This window comes from Streptomyces sp. NPDC020299, assembly GCF_044387825.1.
Lineage (GTDB): Bacteria > Actinomycetota > Actinomycetes > Streptomycetales > Streptomycetaceae > Streptomyces.
This window is the reverse complement of record NZ_JBIRWL010000014.1, coordinates 154734-171955: the sequence shown is the minus strand read 5'-3', so window position 1 is coordinate 171955 and position 17222 is coordinate 154734. Positions and strand designations below refer to the sequence as shown.

Genomic DNA, 17222 nt, shown 5'->3' with positions numbered 1-17222 from the left:
CGGACGGCGTGTTCGTACAGCGTTCGCGTGCACGGCTCGGCCCAGGCGCACGGCACTCGTTCCCGACCGGGCCGCTCCCCGATGGTCGGTCCCATCCCAGCGCGCCAGTCACGGCCCGCCGATCAGCCTACCGGGCGGGCCGTCGGACGCCGGTTCCACGTCCACCATGCGAGCGACGTGTGATCAGCTTCTCCGCGGATCCGGAGGCGCGGGCGGACTTCGGGCCGTACACGCCGGACTTCGAGATCGTGCACGGGTCGACGTTCGGCGGGAATCCGCTGGCGCGAGTACCAGGCGCGGGCGGCGGAACTGGACGAGCGCATGCTGCGCGAGCTGGGCGCGCTGACCGGCACCGGCCGGGTGACGGCGGTGCGCGGACGCGGGCTGTGGGCGGGGATCGACATCGCCCCGGCGGTGCCCGTCGTCTCCGAGGAGGACCTGGACTGAGGGCTGGACCGACTGCGAGCGGTGCTGGACGCCTAGGGGCGCCTAGGGGGTGTTTCGGAAGTCCCGCACAGCACCCACGGCGCCCGGCACGCTCCCCCAGAGGGGGCACCCCCACTCGCCGCACCGGCCGAAAACCCAAGTACGTCCAGTACGAGGGCTTTCGTCCGGCACTCCCCCAGCCTTCGGCCGGGGGACCCCCAGAGCACGCACCGGACACCGCGGGCACCGCACAGGACCCAATGCGTCAACTGCCGTGCGGGAGTGCCGCGTCGGGAAAGCCGCCACTAGGGTTGGGCTCTCCGTCGGCCGGGGTTTCCGGCTGGACGGTGAGCCTGGGGGGAGATGGCCATGAGCCGTGGGACGGTTCCCACGTCCGGTGCACGTGTCGTCGGCGCGATCATCTGTGCGGCGCTGGCGCTGATCGAGCTTGTCTGGGTGATCCGGGACATCCAGGACGTCGGGCTGCACGACACCGTGTGGACCTGGTCCGGGGCGATGCTGCCGGGACAGCACCATCCGCTGCTGGCCACCGCCGCGTCCGACGTGGTGCTCCTGGTGGTGTACATCGTCGTCTGCCTGACGTCCGGGAAGCCCGCGGGTGGCGCCGCCCTGGTCACGGCCGCGGCGCTGACCCTCGCCTACCGGACGCCGACGGTGTGGATCTACAGCGCCGACTGGACCAAGGGCGCACCGCACCGTACCTGGCTGCTGCTCACCGGCATCGCCGGTGTCGTCGGGGCGATCGCGATGATCATCACCGTGATCGCGGGCCGCGCGGCGGTGTCGGATACGTCCCCCGGTGTTCCGCCCGCGCCGCCACGGACCGGCCCCGCCGTCTTCGCGGGCGTGCTGCTGGCGATTCTGGGGTTGGTGAGCGCCGCCTGGCAGGTGTACGACATCCGCACGTTCAGCTCCGACACGTACGGAACGCGCTCCTACGAGAACCTGTTCACCGGCAAGTACAGCATCGGAGCCCTGCTGGGCACTCCGCCCGGCTGGAACGGCTGGGTGACCGCGGTGCTGTGCCTGCTCACCGCGGTCCAGGCGTTCGTCCGGACGCCGCTGGCGCGGACCATGGGGATGGCCCTCGGCTGGGCGCTGGCCGTCTTCGGCGCGGTGGTGCTCACCCTCTACAAGACGCTGGGCCTGTTCACCTTCGACGACCGGTCCACGTCCGAGACCCTGGAACTGCTCACCGTGCTGCTGGAGACCGCCGTCGGTGTCCTGACCTTCCTCCTGTTGATGCTCCCCGACCGCGGCCGAACCGCGGCCGGTGTGCCCGGCGGGCAGGCACCGGCTCAGGAATATGGCGACTGGGGCCCTCCGGCGGCGCCGAAGGACCGCTAGATGACCGCTGGATGACCGCTGGACCACCGCTGGACCACCGCTGAAGAATCACGTGGCCCGCATCGGCCTCCGGACGGCGCGTTCGTCCAGCGGTGCGCCACGGCTCGGCCCAGGCGCACCGCACTCGTTCCCGACCGGGCCCGGGTCGACTCAGTCGAGACAGAACTCGTTGCCCTCGACGTCCTGCATCGAGATGCACGACTCGTTGAATTCATCGGCACGCAGCACTTGCACGCATACCGCGCCGAGCGCGACCAGTCGTGCGCACTCGGCTTCGAGCGCGGCGAGGCGCTCCTCACCCACGAGCCCGGTGCCGACCCGCACGTCGAGATGTACCCGGTTCTTGACGACCTTGCCTTCGGGAACACGCTGGAAGAACAGCCGCGGACCCACACCCGAGGGATCACCGCAGGCGAACGCCGCCCCCTGCCGCTCAGCCGGCAGAGACCGGTCGAAGTCGCCCCAGCTGGCGAACCCCTCCGGCGGCGGCGGTACGACGTACCCGAGCACCTCGCACCAGAAGCGAGCGACGCGCTCCGGTTCCGCGCAGTCGAAGGTGACCTGGACCTGCTTGATCGATGACATCGGCGCACCATAGCAGGGGGACTCTGCAGCTCATCTCCCTTTGTGGGCCCGCAGGTTGCCGGTGCGGCCTTCAGAGGATCACATGGGGCACGAAGCGGGCGTACTCGTCTGTGATCAGGCCGGAGGACTCGCGGATGCCGAGGCCCGCCGACTCGTCCTCCACCATCCAGGCGCCGAGGACGACATGGTTGCCGTCGAAGTCCGGGAGGGGCGCCAACTGCTGGTAGCAGCAGGGTTCCTCGCGGATGACGGGGGCGGCGCCCGGGGTGTGGATCGTGACGCCCTCGCCCTCGCGGCCGAGGAGTGGCTTGGCCACGTAGCCGGTGGTGGAGGCCAGTTCGCGCGGGCCGTCCAGGTGGGCGGGGAGGAGGTTGGGGTGGCCGGGGTACAGCTCCCAGAGGATGGCCAGGAGGGCCTTGTTGCTCAGGAGCATCTTCCAGGCGGGCTCGATCCACAGGGTGCTGCCGGTACCGCCGCCGTTGTCGAGGGTGTCGAGGACGTGGGCGGCGAAGCGGTCGGTGGTGAGCCATTCCCAGGGGTAGAGCTTGAAGAGGCCGCGGATGAACCGGAGGTTGTTGTCGACGAAGCGGCCGGAGAGGGTGTCCCAGCCGATCTCCTCCATCGAGATCCAGTCGGTGTCCAGGCCTGCCTGTTCGGCGGTCTCCTTGAGGTAGGCGACCGTCATCAGGTCCTCGCCGAGTTCGTCGGCCGAGGAGTGCGCGAAGTACAGGGGGGAGCCGGGCGGGAGGAGGGGGGCCTGTTTCCGCCAGGCGGCCACCAGGCGTTCGTGGAGGGAGTTCCACTGGTCGGCGCCGGGGAAGCGGTCCTCCATCCAGAACCACTGCGCGGAGGCGGCCTCGACCAGGGAGGTGGGGGTGTCGGCGTTGTACTCCAGGAGCCTGGCCGGGCCGGTGCCGTCGTAGCGGAGGTCGAAGCGGCCGTAGAGGGAGGGGAGTTCGGCGCGACGGTGCCAGGCCTCGGTGACCGCCTCGGCGACGCGGGGGTCGGTGATGCCCAGGTCGGCGAAGCGGCCGGCGGTGACGATGTGGTCGGCCGCCGCCAGGCACATGCGGTGCAGTTCCTCGACGACCTCCTCCAGGGCCTCCACCTCGTCGAGCGTGAAGGCGTAGTAGGCGCTTTCGTCCCAGTACGGGCGCAGGGAGCCGTCGGGGTGCCGGGTGAGCGGGTAGATCAGGCCCTGTTCCTCGACGGTCTGCTGCCAGCCGGGGCGGGGGGTGGTGGTGAGGCGTTCCATGGTGGCGTAAGGGTCCCGGTTCAGCCGCCGGAGCTGCCCTTGCCGCCGCCGAAGCCGCCGCGGTGGACTCCGGAGCGGTGGTTGTCGTCGTCGGAGGAGCCGCCCGAGCCCTTGCCCGCCTTGGTGAAGGAGCCGCTGTCGACCCAGCCGCTCTTCTTCTTGCCGCCGTAGTACCAGGCACCGTTGACGGAGGTCTTGGTGCTGCCGGACTTGCAGTTCTTGTCGGAGACGACCTTGTAGCCCTTGGTGACGTTGTAGCTGTCACGGTCGACGCAGCGCTTGTCGGGGTCGGAGGAGCAGGCGGTGAGGGCGGCGGCGAGGACGCCCATGCCGCCGAGGACGACCGTGGTGGAGCGGAGTTGTCTGCGCGTGTTCGCCATGCTTCGTACAGCCCCCGTTGATGTTCCTGCGATGTTCCTGCTGTTGTGCGGTATCGCCGTCAGCCTAGAGATCGGTGAGAGCTCGTTCGAACGCGGGTCCGGGCATTGCCGCTCCCTTACAGTCGCATCGTGCTCTTTGGAATGGTGTGCGCGCTCGGCGCGGCGGTCTGCTTCGGTACGGCGACGGTGTGGCAGGCGATGGCCGCTCGGGCGGCGAGCACGGACGGGGGTGGCGGTGACGCGGCGCTGTTGCTGCGGGCCCTGCGGCAGTGGCGGTACCTGGCGGGGCTGGCGCTGGACGGGCTGGGGTTCGTGTTGCAGGTCGCGGCGCTGCGGTCGGTGCCCATCTACGCGGTGGGCGCGGCGCTCGCCTCCAGCCTGGCGGTGACGGCGGTGGTCGCGGCCCGGCTGCTGCGGGTGCGGCTGACCGGCGCGGAGTGGGCGGCCGTGGGGGTCGTGTGCGCGGGGCTGGCGATGCTGGGGCTGGCGTCGGGGACGGAGGGCGACCGGGGCGGGCCGGCGGCGCTGAGGTGGGTGATGCTCGCGACCGGGGTGGGGGTGCTGCTGCTGGGCGGGGTCGGCGGGCGGCTGCCGGAGCGGGGGCGGGCGCTGCTGCTGGGGCTGGGGGCCGGGTTCGGGTTCGGGGTGGTGGAGGTGACCGTGCGGCTGATCGACTCGCTGCGGCCACTGGACCTGGTCGCCAACCCGGCGACGTACGCCCTGCTGCTCGGCGGCGGTGCCGCGTTCCTGCTGCTGACCTCGGCCCTCCAGCGGGGCTCGGTGACGGCGGCCACCGCCGGGATGGTCATCGGGGAGACGCTGGGCCCGGCGGCCGTGGGCGTGGTGTGGCTCGGCGACCGTACGCGGGAGGGGCTGGGGTGGCTGGCCGTGCTGGGGTTCCTGGTGGCGGTGGCGGGCGCGCTGGCGCTGGCGCGGTTCGGGGAGGCGCCGGCCGAGCCGGCCTGAGACGATCATTTCCTTCCCGCCGATTCGCCGATCCGCCGATCCGCCGATTTTTATCCCTCACCTTTTCCAGCTTTTCCGGCAAGCGCTTACATAAGGTCACTATCCGGACACCCTGAAAAAGTCCGTTGAATGTTGAACGCCATGGAGATTCTGTGCGTACTCGATGACGTGACCAGTAATCCCGTCACCATCACCGTGGCGTATCACGTGGTGCCGGGCCACGAGGCCGACTTCCATTCCTGGGGGTGGGCCATGCTGGGCGCCAGCGCGCGCCGGCCGGGCTTTATGGGGGGTGGTGTTCTTGTCGACCAGGGCTCGGAGTGGCATGTCGTCTACCGCTTCGCCGACGAGAGCACGGCCCGGTCCTGGGAGAACTCACCCGACCGGTGGCAATGGGACACCCGGGTGGCGGGGTTCGGGCAGGAGACGGGCCGCCGCAGCGTGCACGGCGCGAAAGCGTGGTTCGACGCCCAGGACTCCCGGCCCGCACAGCCCGCCACGCCGGCGGCTCCGACTCCGCCGGCGAAATGGAAGCTGTGGTTCATAAACATGAGCGCGGTGTTTCCGCCGGTGCTTCTGTTCAATATCATCGTGATCCCCTATCTCGGCGGAATCAATCCGATCGTTCGTACGCTGTTTTTGTGCCTGTGTGTGACGGCAATCGTCACCTGGATTCTCATGCCGCGCCTTCAGCGTTTCTTCAAGAAATGGCTGTATCCGCCGCTTCAGGCGCTCCGTGGACGGCACAAACGGCGGACCGCGTAGACCCGGGAACGACCCAAGGGAGGTGGGCGGGTGAAGACCCTGCTCATCGACAATTACGACTCGTACACGTACAACCTGTTCCAGCTGATCGCCGAGGTCAACGGCGAGGAGCCGGTGGTGATCCGCAACGACACCCCCGCCGACTCGGTCCCTGATCTCGCGGAGTTCGAGAACGTCGTGGTCTCACCCGGTCCGGGGCACCCGGCCGAGTCCCGCGACTTCGGCATCAGCGCACGGGTGATCGCTCAGTCGCCGCTTCCGGTGCTCGGCGTCTGCCTGGGCCACCAGGGCATCGGCCTCGGGGAAAGTGCCCGGGTGCTGCCCGCCCCGGAGCCCCGGCACGGATATCTGTCCACGGTCCGGCACGACGGAGAGGACCTGTTCCGGGGAGTGCCGCAGAACTTCACCGCGGTCCGCTACCACTCGCTGGCCGTGCACGAGCCGCTGCCCGAGACCCTCGAGGCGACCGCCTGGTCCGAGGACGGCGTGCTGATGGGGCTGCGGCACCGCAGCCGGCCCCTGTGGGGTGTGCAGTTCCACCCGGAGTCCGTCCTGACCGAGTACGGCCACCGGATGCTGGTGAACTTCCGCAACCTCACGGCGGAGCTCGCCCGCAAGCCCCGTACGAAGAACACCGCGGTCACCTCGATCAGCCGCCCCACCCCCACCCCGCCGGTCGCGGGCATCCCCCGCCCGCGGCGCACCGGCCGTCCCGCCTTCCGCCTGCACACCCGGCGCATCGCCACCGCGGTGGACGCCGAGGCCGCCTTCACCCGGATGTACGCCGACTCCGCGCGGTCGTTCTGGCTGGACAGCTCCCTGGTCGAGGCGGGGCTCTCCCGTTTCTCGTTCTTCGGCGACGACAGCGGCCCGCTCTCGGAGTTCGTGCGGTACGACGTCGCGTCCGGCCGCTGCGAGATCGAGCGGGCCGGACGCCCGCCGCGCAAGGTCACGGCGACCGTCTTCGACTACCTCAGGCGGCAGTTGTCGAACCGCCAGGTGGACGCCACCGGGCTGCCCTTCGACTTCACCGGCGGCTACGTCGGCTACTTCGGCTACGAGACGAAGGCCGACTGCGGATCGCCGAACCGGCACACGGCCGAAACCCCGGACGCCTGCTGGCTGTTCGCCGACCGGCTGATCGCGGTGGACCACGAGGAAGGGTTCACCTACGCGGTCTGCCTGGCCGAGGACACCCCGCAGGCCACGCTGGAGGCCGCGGACTGGCTGGAGAGCGCGGTGGCCCAGCTCACCTTCGTCGCCCCGGACGGCGACCCGCAGCCACTGCCCGCCACCGCCGCGCCGGACCAAGGGCCTGTTGCGGAAGCCCCGCCTGCCAGGCGACGCCCGGCACGCACTCTCGCCGCACCGGGCACAAGCCCAAGTACATCCAGTACGAGGGCCTGCACCCGGCACGCCGAGAGCACGCACCAGACGCCGCCTGGCCCGCCCTCCGGGCGGACGACGGGGCTTCCGCAACAGGCCCTGGCCGCCGCCGAGCCGTGGCTGGTCCGCGACCGCGAGACGTACCTCGCCGACATCGAGGCCTGCCAGAACGAGCTGAAGGCGGGCACCAGTTACGAGGTCTGCCTGACCAACGCCGCCCGGCTGCCCGCGCCCACCGACGCGTACGGCCTCTACCGGGTCCTGCGCCGCGTCAACCCGGCGCCGTACGGGGCCTTCCTGAGGTTCGGCGACCTGGACGTGGCCGGCTCCTCCCCCGAACGGTTCCTGCGGATCACCCGGGACGGGATCGCCGAGGCCCGACCGATCAAGGGCACCGCGCGCCGCGGCGACACCCCGGCGGAGGACACCCGGCTGCGGGACGCGCTCGCGGCGGACGCCAAGACCCGCGCCGAGAACCTGATGATCGTCGACCTCCTCCGCAACGACCTGGGCCAGGTCTGCCGGACCGGGACGGTACGGGTCTCCCGGCTCATGGCCACCGAGACCTACGCCACCGTCCACCAGCTCGTCTCCACCGTCGAGGGACGGCTGCGCGAGGACACCCACGCCGTGGACTGCGTACGCGCCTGCTTCCCCGGCGGGTCGATGACCGGCGCGCCGAAACTCCGCACCCTGGAGATCATCGACTCCCTGGAGACCGAGGCCCGCGGCGTCTACTCCGGAGCCCTCGGCTACCTCGGGTGCAGCGGCGGCGCGGACCTGAACATCGTCATCCGTACGGCCGTCCTCGCCGACGGCCTGCTGCACCTCGGCGCCGGCGGGGCGATCGTCCTCGACTCCGACCCGGTCGCCGAGTACGAGGAGATGCTGCTGAAGACGGCGGCCCAGATGCGAGCCCTGCACATCCTGCGGGAGCAGACCTCGGCGGGGGCACCCCGGGAAGCGGTACGGGTCAGGACCCTCCAGGACATGGGAGCGGCCACCGCACCGGCGGGGGCACCCCCGGTGACGCCCTCGGCACGCCAGACCACCGTGGCATCAGGGACCGTGGCATCCGGGTCGGTGAAGTCCGGCCTGCGCACTCCCCCTCCGGCCCCGGCACGCCCCCGCCCCCGCCGCGAGCCGGCCGCGCTCCCGGCCGCGCGTCCGGCCGCCGTGGAAGAGCCCGTCCGGTGACCGCTCCGCAACCCACCGCGGCCCCGGCGGACGCCCCCGGCCGACGCGCGCCCGCGACCACCCCCGCGGCACCCGGCAGCCGCCACCAGGCCGCCACCCTCCCGGCCGTGACAGAGGAGCCCACCCGATGACCGCCCCGCATCCCCCGGCCCCGCGTCCCCCGGTGGCTCCGCCCGCCCCCACCGCCCCCCTCACGCGCACCGTCGCGGCGGCCCCGGCCGACGCCGGCGCCCCCGGCAACCTCGCGGCCCACCTCGCCGCGCTGGCCGAGCGGCGCGGGTGGGGCAAGCGGGTCGCCTTCCACCAGGGGCACCGGATCTGGACCCACGGTGAGGTGCACGACCTCGCGGCCCGCGCGGCGACCGTGCTCGCCGGTGAGGGGGTGCGGCCCGGCGACCGGGTGCTGCTGGCGCTGCCCGACGGCATCGCCTGGGTGACGGCGTTCCTGGCCATCGCCCGCCTCGGGGCCGTGGCCGTGCTGGTCAACCCCGAACTCCCGCCGACCGAGCACGCGTTCATGGCCGAGGACACCGACGCCGTGCTGTGCGTGACCGGGCCGGGCCTGGACGACCGGTTCCCCGGCCGGGCCAGGATCGGCGCCGACCAGCTGGTCGCGTTCACCCCGGCCGCCGAACCGGCCCTCGCCCACCCGGTCGACGCGCACACCCCGCTGTACCTGCAGTACACCTCCGGCACGACGGGCCGCCCCAAGGGCGTGGTGCATGTGCACGGCGACCCGAAGACGTACCACGACCTCATCGGACGGCGGCTGCTGCGGATCACCGAGGACGACGTCACCCTGTCGGTGTCGAAGCTGTACTTCGCCTACGGCTTCGGCAACGCCTTCGTCTTCCCGCTGTTCTCCGGCTCGTCCGCCGTGCTGGTGGACGGACGTCCGACCCCGGCCGCCGTGGACGGACTCGTCGCCCGGCACCGGGTGACCCTGCTCTACTCCGTGCCGTCCGCGTACGCCGCGCTGGTCGCCGACCGGGGCAACGGGCACGAGGCCTGCTTCGCCTCGGTCCGGGCCGCGGTGTCGGCCGGCGAGGGCATGCCCGACGGCCTCGGACGGCAGGTGACCGAACTCCTCGGCGCGCCCGTGCTGGAGCAGATCGGCTCCACCGAGGCCGGGCACGCCTTCTGCGCCAACGGCTTCGACCACAACCACCCGGGCACCGTCGGCCGTGCCGTACCCGGCTTCGAGGTGGAGCTGCGCGACCCCGCCGGACACCCGGTGCCGGACGGCGCTGAGGGCGAGATGTGGGTGCGCGGGCCGACACTCACGCCCGGCTACCTGAACCGGCCCGAGGAGACCGAACGCACCCTGTGCGGCGGCTGGCTGGCCACCCACGACCGGGCGCGCCGCGAACCGGACGGCACCTTCCGGCATCTGGGCCGCACCGACGACATGGAGATGGTCGGCGGCATCACCGTCTCCCCGCTGGAGGTGGAGGCCGCGCTGCGGACCCATCCGGGGGTGCGGGAGGTCGCGGTGGTGGCCGTCACCGACGGGCCCGGCGCCAGCCGGCTGCGCGCCTTCGTGGTGCCCGCCGCCACGCCGCCACCGGGCCTCCAGGACGACCTGATCCGGCTGGCCCGGGAGCGCCTGGCCGCCTTCAAGGTCCCCAGAAGCGTCAGCTTCGTCCCGTCGCTCCCGCGCACGTCCACCGGCAAACTCCGCCGCCATCTGGTCCGCCAGGGCGCGTGGTGAACATGGCAGAAAGGAACGGCCTCATGGCCCGACAGCCCCTCCTGGCCGACCGCGCGTTCTATCTGGGCCCCATCTTCCGGGACGCCGCCGACCGCCACGGAGCCGTCTTCGTCACCCTGGACCGGCCGCTGGACGTCAGCCCCGGCCTCGGCGTCGACCTCAGCTACCGGGTATTGGCCGACGTCGTCGACGAGCTGTCCGGCCGGCTGTGGGAGGCCGGGGTACGGCCCTCGGAGCAGGTGGTCGTCCACAAGACGGACAACGTCGACATCATGCTGCTGACCTGCGCCGTCTCCCGTATCGGCGCCGTCCCCGTGCTGCTCTCGCCGACGCTGGCCGGTCCCGTCGCCGGACAGCTGCTCCAGCGGCTGCGCCGGCCCTGGCTGATCACCGACCGGGCGAAGCTCGAGGGCCCGCTGCGGGAGATCGACGACCTGTCCATGCTGGTACGGCGGACGCTGTCCGTGGACGACGCGCCCGGCGCGGAGCCGCTGGAGAAGTACGCCGGCGCCGAGCCGCCCGCGCCGGTACGGCTCCACCCCCGCGAACCCGCCCTCATCACCCACAGCTCGGGCACCACCGGCGTCCCCAAGCTCGCCGTGCACTGCGCGGGCGCCATGTGGAACCGGCTGGTCCCGCAGAAGGCGATGGGCTGGCCCACGCGCGGCGAGACCGCGGCGCTGCACATGTCCTTCGTGCACTCCCGCTTCTACCATCTGCTCGGTGTGCTGCTGCGCTTCGGCAGCCCGCTGGTGCTGATCACCGACCCGGACCCGGCCACCGTGGGGCCGCTGCTGGCCCGGCACCGGCCCGGGATCGTCGAGACCCACCCCAACACGTTCGTGCTGTGGGAGGAACTGGCCGACGCGCCGGGGGCGCCGCTGTCCCGGGTCCGCTCGTACGGCTCGACGTTCGACGCCATCCACCCGCGGACCGTGAAGCGGCTGCTGAACGCCTCCAGACGCCGTGCTCCCTGGCTGATCCAGCTGTACGGGCAGAGCGAGACGGGCCCGGTCGCCTTCCAGTGGTTCACCCGGCGCAGCGCGTCCCGCGCGGACGGCCGCCGGGTCGGGACCGGGATACCGGGCTTCACCCGGATCCGGGTCACCGCCGCCGACGGCAGCCGGGCCAGGCCCGGCGAGCCCGGCCGGATCGAGGCCCGCACCCGGGGCCGCATCCTCACCTACCTCGGCGCCCGGGAGCACTACGAGCGCCAGCTGGACGGCGAGTGGTGGCAGATGGGCGACATGGGCTACCGGAGCCGCCTGGGCGCCCTGTACCTGATCGACCGGGAGGTCGACCAGATCGACGCCGTGCACAGCAATCTGGAGGTCGAGGACACGCTGATGGACCGTCTGGAGGAGCTGCGTGAGGTCGTCATCGTGCCCGGCGTGGACCGCGAGCCGGTACCGGTGGTGTGCGTCCGGAACGAACGGCCACTGGACCCGGAACGCTGGCGGGAGGCCACGGCCGACCTGCCCGCGATGGCCGAGCCGAGGCAGTGGCGGTTCGAGGAGCTGCCGATGACGGCGACATGGAAGGTGAAACGGGTGGAGATCACCCGCATGCTGGCCGAGGGTGCCCGCGCGTGATCCCCGTCGTCGTGGTGGGCGCCGGCCCCGTGGGCCTGTCGGCGGCACTGGCCCTGCGCGCCCACGGACTGCGGGTCGTCCTGCTGGAAGCCGACCCGGAGGGCCGTCGCCGCCCCGGCAGCCGCGCGCTGTTCGTGCACCGGGAGACGCTGCGGCTGCTCGACGGGATGCGCCCGGGGCTGGCCGCCGAGATCACCGGGTACGGGCAGACCTGGCACACCCGCCGCACCCTGTACCGGGGACGTGAGGTGTACTCCCGCACGTTCCCGCCGCCGTCCGGGCTTGTGCCCTTCACCAGCCTGCGCCAGGTGGACACCGAGCGGTTCCTGCTCGCCGCCTGCGAGGAGGCCGGGGTGGAGTTCGTCTGGGACGCGGAGGTGACGGGCGTACGGACCGGCCCCGAGGAGGCCGTGCTGACGACCGCGGACGGGCGGTCCTTCAGCACCCGGTACGTCATCGCCGCGGACGGGGCCCGGTCGGCGGTCAGGGCGGCGCTGGACATCCGCATGGAGGGCACGCACGGGGACGGCTTCCACGTCGTGGTGGACGTGTCCGACGTGCCGGGTGCCGAACTGCCACTGGAGCGGGTCTTCCACTACGAGCATCCCGGGCTCGGCGGGCGCAGCGTGATGCGCGTGCCGTTCACCGGCGGCTTCCAGGTCGACCTCCAGTGCCGGGACGACGACGAACGGGAGGAGTTCGGCACCGAGGAGGCGGTACGGCGGTGGCTGCCCGCGGTCGTCGGGGAGGGGTACGACGAGCGGATCCTGTGGGTGTCCACGTACCGCTTCCTGCGCAAGGTCGCGGCCTCCTTCACCGATCCACACCGGCGGGTGCTGCTCGTCGGCGAGGCGGCGCACCTCTTCCCGCCGTTCGGGGCGCGCGGCATGAACAGCGGTATCGCCGACGCGGCGGCGGCGGCCGATGCGGTCGCCGCCGGGACCGCGGACGCGGTGGCCGGTTTCGACGAGGTGCGGCGGGCCGCGGGCCTGTTCAACAGCGCCGCCGCCGGGGCCGCGCTGGACCATCTGCGGCCGCAGCGGCGGATCGTGCGGGTCAAGCAGCGTGCGGCGGCGACCCTCGCGCCGGTGCTGCCGTGGTGCGGGTCGTGGCTGGAGCACGCTCCGTACGGTCCACGGCACGGGGCACCGGCGGTTGCCGGCAAGTACTGAGGAGGCGAGAACGCTGTGACACAACCGTCGACCATGGAAGGCCTGTTGACGTGGACGCCCCGCGGTGGGCTGACCGCCGGTCCGGCGGACGGCGGGCGGCTGCTCGTCGCGGACTCCTGGCTGGTGCGCGACGGCCGGGTGCGCGGCCTCGGCCGGCACCGGGAGCGCTTCCTGCGGGCCTGCGGCGAGTGCGACGGGCCGCCGCTGCGCCGGCTGCTGGAGTTCTGGCAGGACATGACGGCGGCGCTGCCGCGTACGGGCGAGTTGTTCCCCCGGGTGGAACTCGCGGCGGGCTCCGGGGAGTTGCGGCTGCTGCTGCGGCACGCCCCGCCGCTCGGCAGTGAGATACGGCTGTGGGCGACGGGCCAGTCCGATCCGCGGACCCTTCCCCGCCGCAAGGGCCCGGACCTGGACGCCCTGGCCCGGGTCCGGCGGCGGGCGGCCGGCGCGGGCGCGGAGGAAGCGGTGCTGGTGACGCCGTCCGGCGTGGTGCTGGAGGCACCCACCGCGAGCGTGCTCTGGTGGGAGGACGACACCCTGTGCCTGCCCGAGCCGCGGTTGCCCGTACTGCCCGGGGTGACCACGGGCCTCATCCAGGAACGGGCCCTGCGCCACGGTGTCCGTGTCGCGCACCGGGAGCGGACCGTGGCGGAGCTGGACGGCCGTGAGGTGTGGCTGGTCAACGCGCTGCACGGCATCCGGCCGGTGACGGGCTGGACGGGCGGGCAGGGCGGGCCGGTACGGGCGGCCGCCGCGGTGCACGCGCCGGAATGGCGGGAATGGCTGGACGGCATCATGGAGCCGCTGCCGGAGAAATAGCCGGAACAGAACGGAACAAAAAAAGTACGGGCATCGGCGATTGGCACCGATGCCCGTATTCCGCGTTTACTTTTGCGCCGGCTGATATCCGCCCGGCACCATCCGGGTCGCGATCGCGATCCGGTTGTAGGCGTTGATGACGGTGGCCGCCCAGATCAGCGCGGCGATCTGGTTCTCGTCGAAGACCCCGGCGGCCTCGGCGTAGACCGCGTCCGGCACATGGCCGTCGTGCACCAGGGTCACGGCCTCGGCCAACGCCAGTGCGGCGCGCTCGCGTTCGGTGAAGAAGGGCGTCTCCCGCCAGGCGTTCAGGGCGTAGATCCGCTGCTCGGTCTCGTCCTTGGCGCGGGCGTCCTTGGTGTGCATGTCGAGGCAGAAGGCACAGCCGTTGATCTGCGAGGCACGGATCCGGATCAGTTCCAGGATTTCCGGTTCGACCTTCGCGTCCTGGGCGGCGGAAACGGCGGCGCCGTGCAGCGCACCCATGGCCGCGGACACGTCGGGGGTGATTTTCTTCAGGGCCACGCGGGATATGGAATCGCTAGTGCTCATGGGGGGACTCTAATGCCTCTGTCCGCAGAAATGAATTCCGGACCGGAAAACATGCCCGATTATTCGGGCAGCGCCGCGCACAGCGCGTCCAGGGCCCCGGACCACGTGTGGTCCGGGGGTGTCCCGTACCCGACGACGAGCGCGTCCGGCGGCTCGGTGGCCGACTCCGGATGCCGGTAGCGGCTCAGGCCGTGCACCGCGACGCCGTGCCAGGCCGCCGCCCGCAGTGTCGCCTGTTCGGTGCCCGGCGGGAGCCGCAGCACCACGTGCATGCCCGCCGCGATGCCGGTGGCGCGGACCGCGGGGGCCCTTCTGGCGAGTTCGGCCACCAGGGCGTCCCGGCGCCGCCGGTAGCGCAGGCGGGAGGAGCGGACGTGCCGGTCGTAGGCGCCGGAGGCGAGGAACTCGGCGAGGGTCAGCTGGTCCATCACCCCGCAGGTGTCGATACCGCCCTTGGCCGCGGTGACCTCCGCGGCCAGCGCCGGCGGCAGCACCATCCAGGCCAGCCGGAGGCCGGGGGCGAGGGATTTGCTGGCCGTGCCCAGGTGGACGACGTGGTCGGGGTCGAGTCCCTGGAGGGCGCCGACCGGCTGGCGGTCGTAGCGGAACTCCCCGTCGTAGTCGTCCTCCAGGACCAGCCCGCCGGTGCGCCGGGCCCAGTCCACGACGGCCGCCCTCCGGTCGGGGTGCAGCGCCACGCCCATCGGGAACTGGTGGGCGGGGGTGAGCAGCACGGCCTCGGCGGGGCCCAGCGGGTGGGTGTCGGTGCCGAGTTCGTCGTACGGCAGCGGGCGCGTGGCCAGTCCCGTGTCGGTGAGCAGCTTCCAGTGGAAGTCGAGGCCGTACGACTCCACCGCCGTCGTCCGCACGCCGCGTGCCCGCAGCACCCTGGCGAGGAGCCGCAGACCGTGCGAGAACCCGGCGCAGACGACGATGGCGTCCGGGTCGGCGCGTACGCCCCGGGAACGGGAGAGGTAGGCGGCGAGGGCGGCGCGCAACTCGGGGCGGCCCCGCGGGTCGCCGTAGTCGAGGGCGTGGCTGGGGGCGGCGGTCAGGGCGCGGCGGGCGGCCTTGAGCCATTCGGCGCGGGGGAAGGCGGCGAGGTCGGGGGTGCCGGGGATGAGGTTGTAGGCCGGCCGGGCCGGTTCACGGCGGCGGGGTGGTGTGCTGCCGGCCGGCGGCACCACCGCCCGGTCGGCGACCCGCGTGCCCGAGCCCTGCCGGGCGGTGAGCCAGCCCTCGGCGACCAGGTCGCCGTAGGCGTCGGCGACCGTGTTGCGGGCGACGCCAAGGTCGGCGGCGAGGGTGCGGGAGGACGGCAGCCGGGTGCCGGGGGCGAGGCGGCCGGTGCGGACGGCGTCCCGCAGGGCGTCGGTCAGGCCCCGGCGCAGGCCGCCCGAGCGGGCCGGCTCCAGGTGCAGGTCGATGCCCGAAGTGGCCCGGTTTTCCGCCATGGGAATGGACCATACTCCTGGGCTGCCTCGCTCCTAGGGTCGAGGGCATGAGCACACAGGAAACCGCCGAGTACGCCCCTGAACACCCTGCCCGCCTCCACTGGGCCCAGCTGGCCCCCGAGGTCTACAAGGCGATGGTCCGGCTGGAGGCCGCCGCCAGGAAGGGCTTGGACCCCAAGCTGTACGAGCTGGTGAAGATCCGCGCCTCGCAGCTCAACCACTGCGCCTTCTGCCTCGACATGCACACCAAGGACGCCCTCGCGGCCGGCGAGAGCGTCCAGCGGATCGTGCAGCTCAGCGCGTGGGACGAGTCGCGGCATTTCTACACGGAGAAGGAACTCGCGGCGATCGAGCTGACCGAGGCGGTCACCGTCCTGACGGACGGTTTCGTGCCGGACGAGGTGTACGAGCGGGCCGCCAAGCAGTTCGAGGAGGCCGAGCTGGCCCGGCTGATCGCCGCGATCACGACGATCAACGCGTGGAACCGGTTCGGCGTGACCACCCGGATGGCTCCGGGCCACTACCAGCCGGGGCAGCACCAGTGAGCCGTACGCAGCTCCTGGACCGCGAGGTCGGCGCGGCCATGTCGGCACTCAGCGCCGCCGCGAAGAAGGGGCTCGGCGACCCCGTCCTGGCCGAACTGGTCATGATCCGCGCCTCCCAGCTCAACCACTGCGCGTTCTGCCTCGACATGCACCTCCAAGTGGCCCGCGGGAACGGGGAGTCGGAGGACCGCGTCCAGCTGCTGAACGCCTGGGAGGAGACCGAGTCCCTCTACAGCGAGCGGGAGCGGGCGGCACTGGCCCTGACCGAGGCGGTGACCGTACTGACGGACGGCTTCGTCCCGGACGAGGTGTACACCACGGCCGCCAAGCACTTCACCGAGCCCGAACTCGCCCACCTCATCGCCTTGGTCACCGCCATCAACAGCTGGAACCGGGTCATGGTGAGCCGGCGTGTCGCGCCGGGGGGTTACCAGTCGTGAGCGGGTACGGACCTCCCCGCGCCACCTGTTGAACATTCGTTGGACATAAGCTCAACAGCGCGCTAGCCTCGAAGAATGGCGAGCACCATAGGGTTCAGGCCCACCGAAGAGGACGAGCGCATCATCAAAGCCGCCATGAAGAGCGGCGACAGCACCAGTGACGTCATCCGGCGCGCGCTGCGGTTGCTGGAGCGCGAGGTGTGGCTGGCCGAGGCCCGGGCGGCGGCCGAACGGCTGGCGGACGAGGACCTCTCAGAGGAAGAGGACGCCTGGTGATCCGGGGCGCCGTCTACCGGGTTGATCTGGGCGACGCCAAGCGAGGACACGAGCAGCGCGGCAAGCGGTACGGCCTGGTCATGAGCCCGTCCTCGATGCCGTGGAACGTCGCGACCATCATCCCGACGTCCACGGGGGCGCAGCCCACGGTGTTCCGTCCGGAGTTGGAGATCGCCGGCACGCGGACGCGGCTGCTCATCGATCAGATCCGCACGGTCGACATCGGGTACATCCACGGCGATCCCGTCCACTACCTCGACCGCGACGAGATGGCCGAGGTGGAGCACGCGCTCAGTCGCTACCTCGGTCTCTGATCCGCCGGGCGCCCGCTAG

The 17222-nt window shown here is 72.1% G+C and carries 17 protein-coding genes and 1 pseudogene; 13 read left to right on the top strand and 5 right to left on the bottom strand.

Going from position 1 to position 17222, the window contains the following annotated elements; translation table 11 throughout:
* Positions 1-251: 251 nt before the first annotated feature.
* A pseudogene (gene rocD, locus ACH45E_RS31720) lies at positions 252-447 on the top strand (ornithine--oxo-acid transaminase); the annotation flags it as partial.
* Between the two features lie 348 nt (positions 448-795).
* Entirely contained in the window at positions 796-1794 is a 999-nt protein-coding gene (locus ACH45E_RS31715; protein ID WP_361448219.1) for a hypothetical protein, read from the top strand.
* A 150-nt stretch (positions 1795-1944) separates the two neighbouring features.
* Here ACH45E_RS31715 and ACH45E_RS31710 read toward each other — a convergent pair whose 3' ends face one another.
* The 3 genes from ACH45E_RS31710 to ACH45E_RS31700 form a co-directional block, all read right to left on the bottom strand.
* On the bottom strand, positions 1945-2379 hold the full coding sequence (locus tag ACH45E_RS31710; protein ID WP_361448216.1) for a VOC family protein: 435 nt from the start codon (positions 2377-2379) through the stop codon (positions 1945-1947).
* Positions 2380-2449: 70 nt separating this feature from the next.
* The gene (locus ACH45E_RS31705) at positions 2450-3634 is read right to left on the bottom strand and encodes a glutathionylspermidine synthase family protein (protein ID WP_361448213.1); all 1185 of its coding nucleotides are present in this window, start codon (positions 3632-3634) and stop codon (positions 2450-2452) included.
* A 20-nt stretch (positions 3635-3654) separates the two neighbouring features.
* On the bottom strand, positions 3655-4014 hold the full coding sequence (locus ACH45E_RS31700; protein ID WP_361448210.1) for a hypothetical protein: 360 nt from the start codon (positions 4012-4014) through the stop codon (positions 3655-3657).
* A gap of 141 nt (positions 4015-4155) precedes the next feature.
* Here ACH45E_RS31700 and ACH45E_RS31695 point away from each other — a divergent pair, with 141 nt between their 5' ends.
* The 7 genes from ACH45E_RS31695 (at position 4156) to ACH45E_RS31665 (ending at position 13622) form a co-directional block, all read left to right on the top strand.
* Entirely contained in the window at positions 4156-4980 is an 825-nt protein-coding gene (locus ACH45E_RS31695; RefSeq protein WP_361448404.1) for a DMT family transporter, read from the top strand.
* A gap of 129 nt (positions 4981-5109) precedes the next feature.
* Positions 5110-5745 (top strand): hypothetical protein, encoded by a 636-nt coding sequence (locus ACH45E_RS31690; RefSeq protein ID WP_361448207.1) that lies wholly within the window; start codon positions 5110-5112, stop codon positions 5743-5745.
* Positions 5746-5775: 30 nt separating this feature from the next.
* Complete coding sequence (locus ACH45E_RS31685; protein ID WP_361448204.1) at positions 5776-8328, top strand: chorismate-binding protein; 2553 nt, start codon at positions 5776-5778, stop codon at positions 8326-8328.
* 127 nt (positions 8329-8455) lie between these two features.
* Positions 8456-10039, top strand: a complete 1584-nt coding sequence (locus ACH45E_RS31680) for an AMP-binding protein (RefSeq protein ID WP_361448201.1) — start codon at positions 8456-8458, stop codon at positions 10037-10039.
* A 23-nt stretch (positions 10040-10062) separates the two neighbouring features.
* A complete protein-coding gene (locus ACH45E_RS31675) occupies positions 10063-11631 on the top strand; it encodes an AMP-binding protein (protein WP_361448198.1) in 1569 nt (522 codons plus the stop codon).
* Entirely contained in the window at positions 11628-12803 is a 1176-nt protein-coding gene (locus ACH45E_RS31670; RefSeq protein ID WP_361448196.1) for an FAD-dependent oxidoreductase, read from the top strand. The genes ACH45E_RS31675 and ACH45E_RS31670 overlap by 4 nt, the downstream gene beginning before the upstream one ends.
* Before the next feature lie 33 nt (positions 12804-12836).
* The gene (locus ACH45E_RS31665; RefSeq protein ID WP_399042011.1) at positions 12837-13622 is read left to right on the top strand and encodes an aminotransferase class IV; all 786 of its coding nucleotides are present in this window, start codon (positions 12837-12839) and stop codon (positions 13620-13622) included.
* A 66-nt stretch (positions 13623-13688) separates the two neighbouring features.
* Here ACH45E_RS31665 and ACH45E_RS31660 read toward each other — a convergent pair whose 3' ends face one another.
* Together ACH45E_RS31660 and ACH45E_RS31655 are read right to left on the bottom strand one after the other, a co-directional pair.
* Positions 13689-14174, bottom strand: a complete 486-nt coding sequence (locus tag ACH45E_RS31660; protein WP_361448190.1) for a carboxymuconolactone decarboxylase family protein — start codon at positions 14172-14174, stop codon at positions 13689-13691.
* 59 nt (positions 14175-14233) lie between these two features.
* Complete coding sequence (locus ACH45E_RS31655) at positions 14234-15628, bottom strand: PLP-dependent aminotransferase family protein (RefSeq protein ID WP_361448187.1); 1395 nt, start codon at positions 15626-15628, stop codon at positions 14234-14236.
* A 47-nt stretch (positions 15629-15675) separates the two neighbouring features.
* Between ACH45E_RS31655 and ACH45E_RS31650 the strand changes: the two genes are divergently transcribed.
* The 4 genes from ACH45E_RS31650 to ACH45E_RS31635 all read left to right on the top strand — a co-directional run bounded on the left by ACH45E_RS31650 (position 15676) and on the right by ACH45E_RS31635 (position 17203).
* Positions 15676-16173: a carboxymuconolactone decarboxylase family protein gene (locus ACH45E_RS31650; RefSeq protein ID WP_361448184.1), complete on the top strand. Its 498-nt coding sequence runs from the start codon at positions 15676-15678 to the stop codon at positions 16171-16173.
* Positions 16170-16613, top strand: a complete 444-nt coding sequence (locus tag ACH45E_RS31645) for a carboxymuconolactone decarboxylase family protein (RefSeq protein ID WP_361448181.1) — start codon at positions 16170-16172, stop codon at positions 16611-16613. The genes ACH45E_RS31650 and ACH45E_RS31645 overlap by 4 nt, the downstream gene beginning before the upstream one ends.
* A 75-nt stretch (positions 16614-16688) precedes the next feature.
* Positions 16689-16889 carry a hypothetical protein gene (locus ACH45E_RS31640; RefSeq protein ID WP_361448178.1) on the top strand — a complete coding sequence of 67 codons (201 nt, stop codon included), beginning with the start codon at positions 16689-16691 and terminating at the stop codon, positions 16887-16889.
* Positions 16886-17203, top strand: coding sequence for a type II toxin-antitoxin system PemK/MazF family toxin (locus ACH45E_RS31635; protein WP_361448175.1), 318 nt, complete (start codon positions 16886-16888; stop codon positions 17201-17203). Before ACH45E_RS31640 ends, ACH45E_RS31635 begins: the two co-directional genes overlap by 4 nt.
* Positions 17204-17222: the final 19 nt, after the last annotated feature.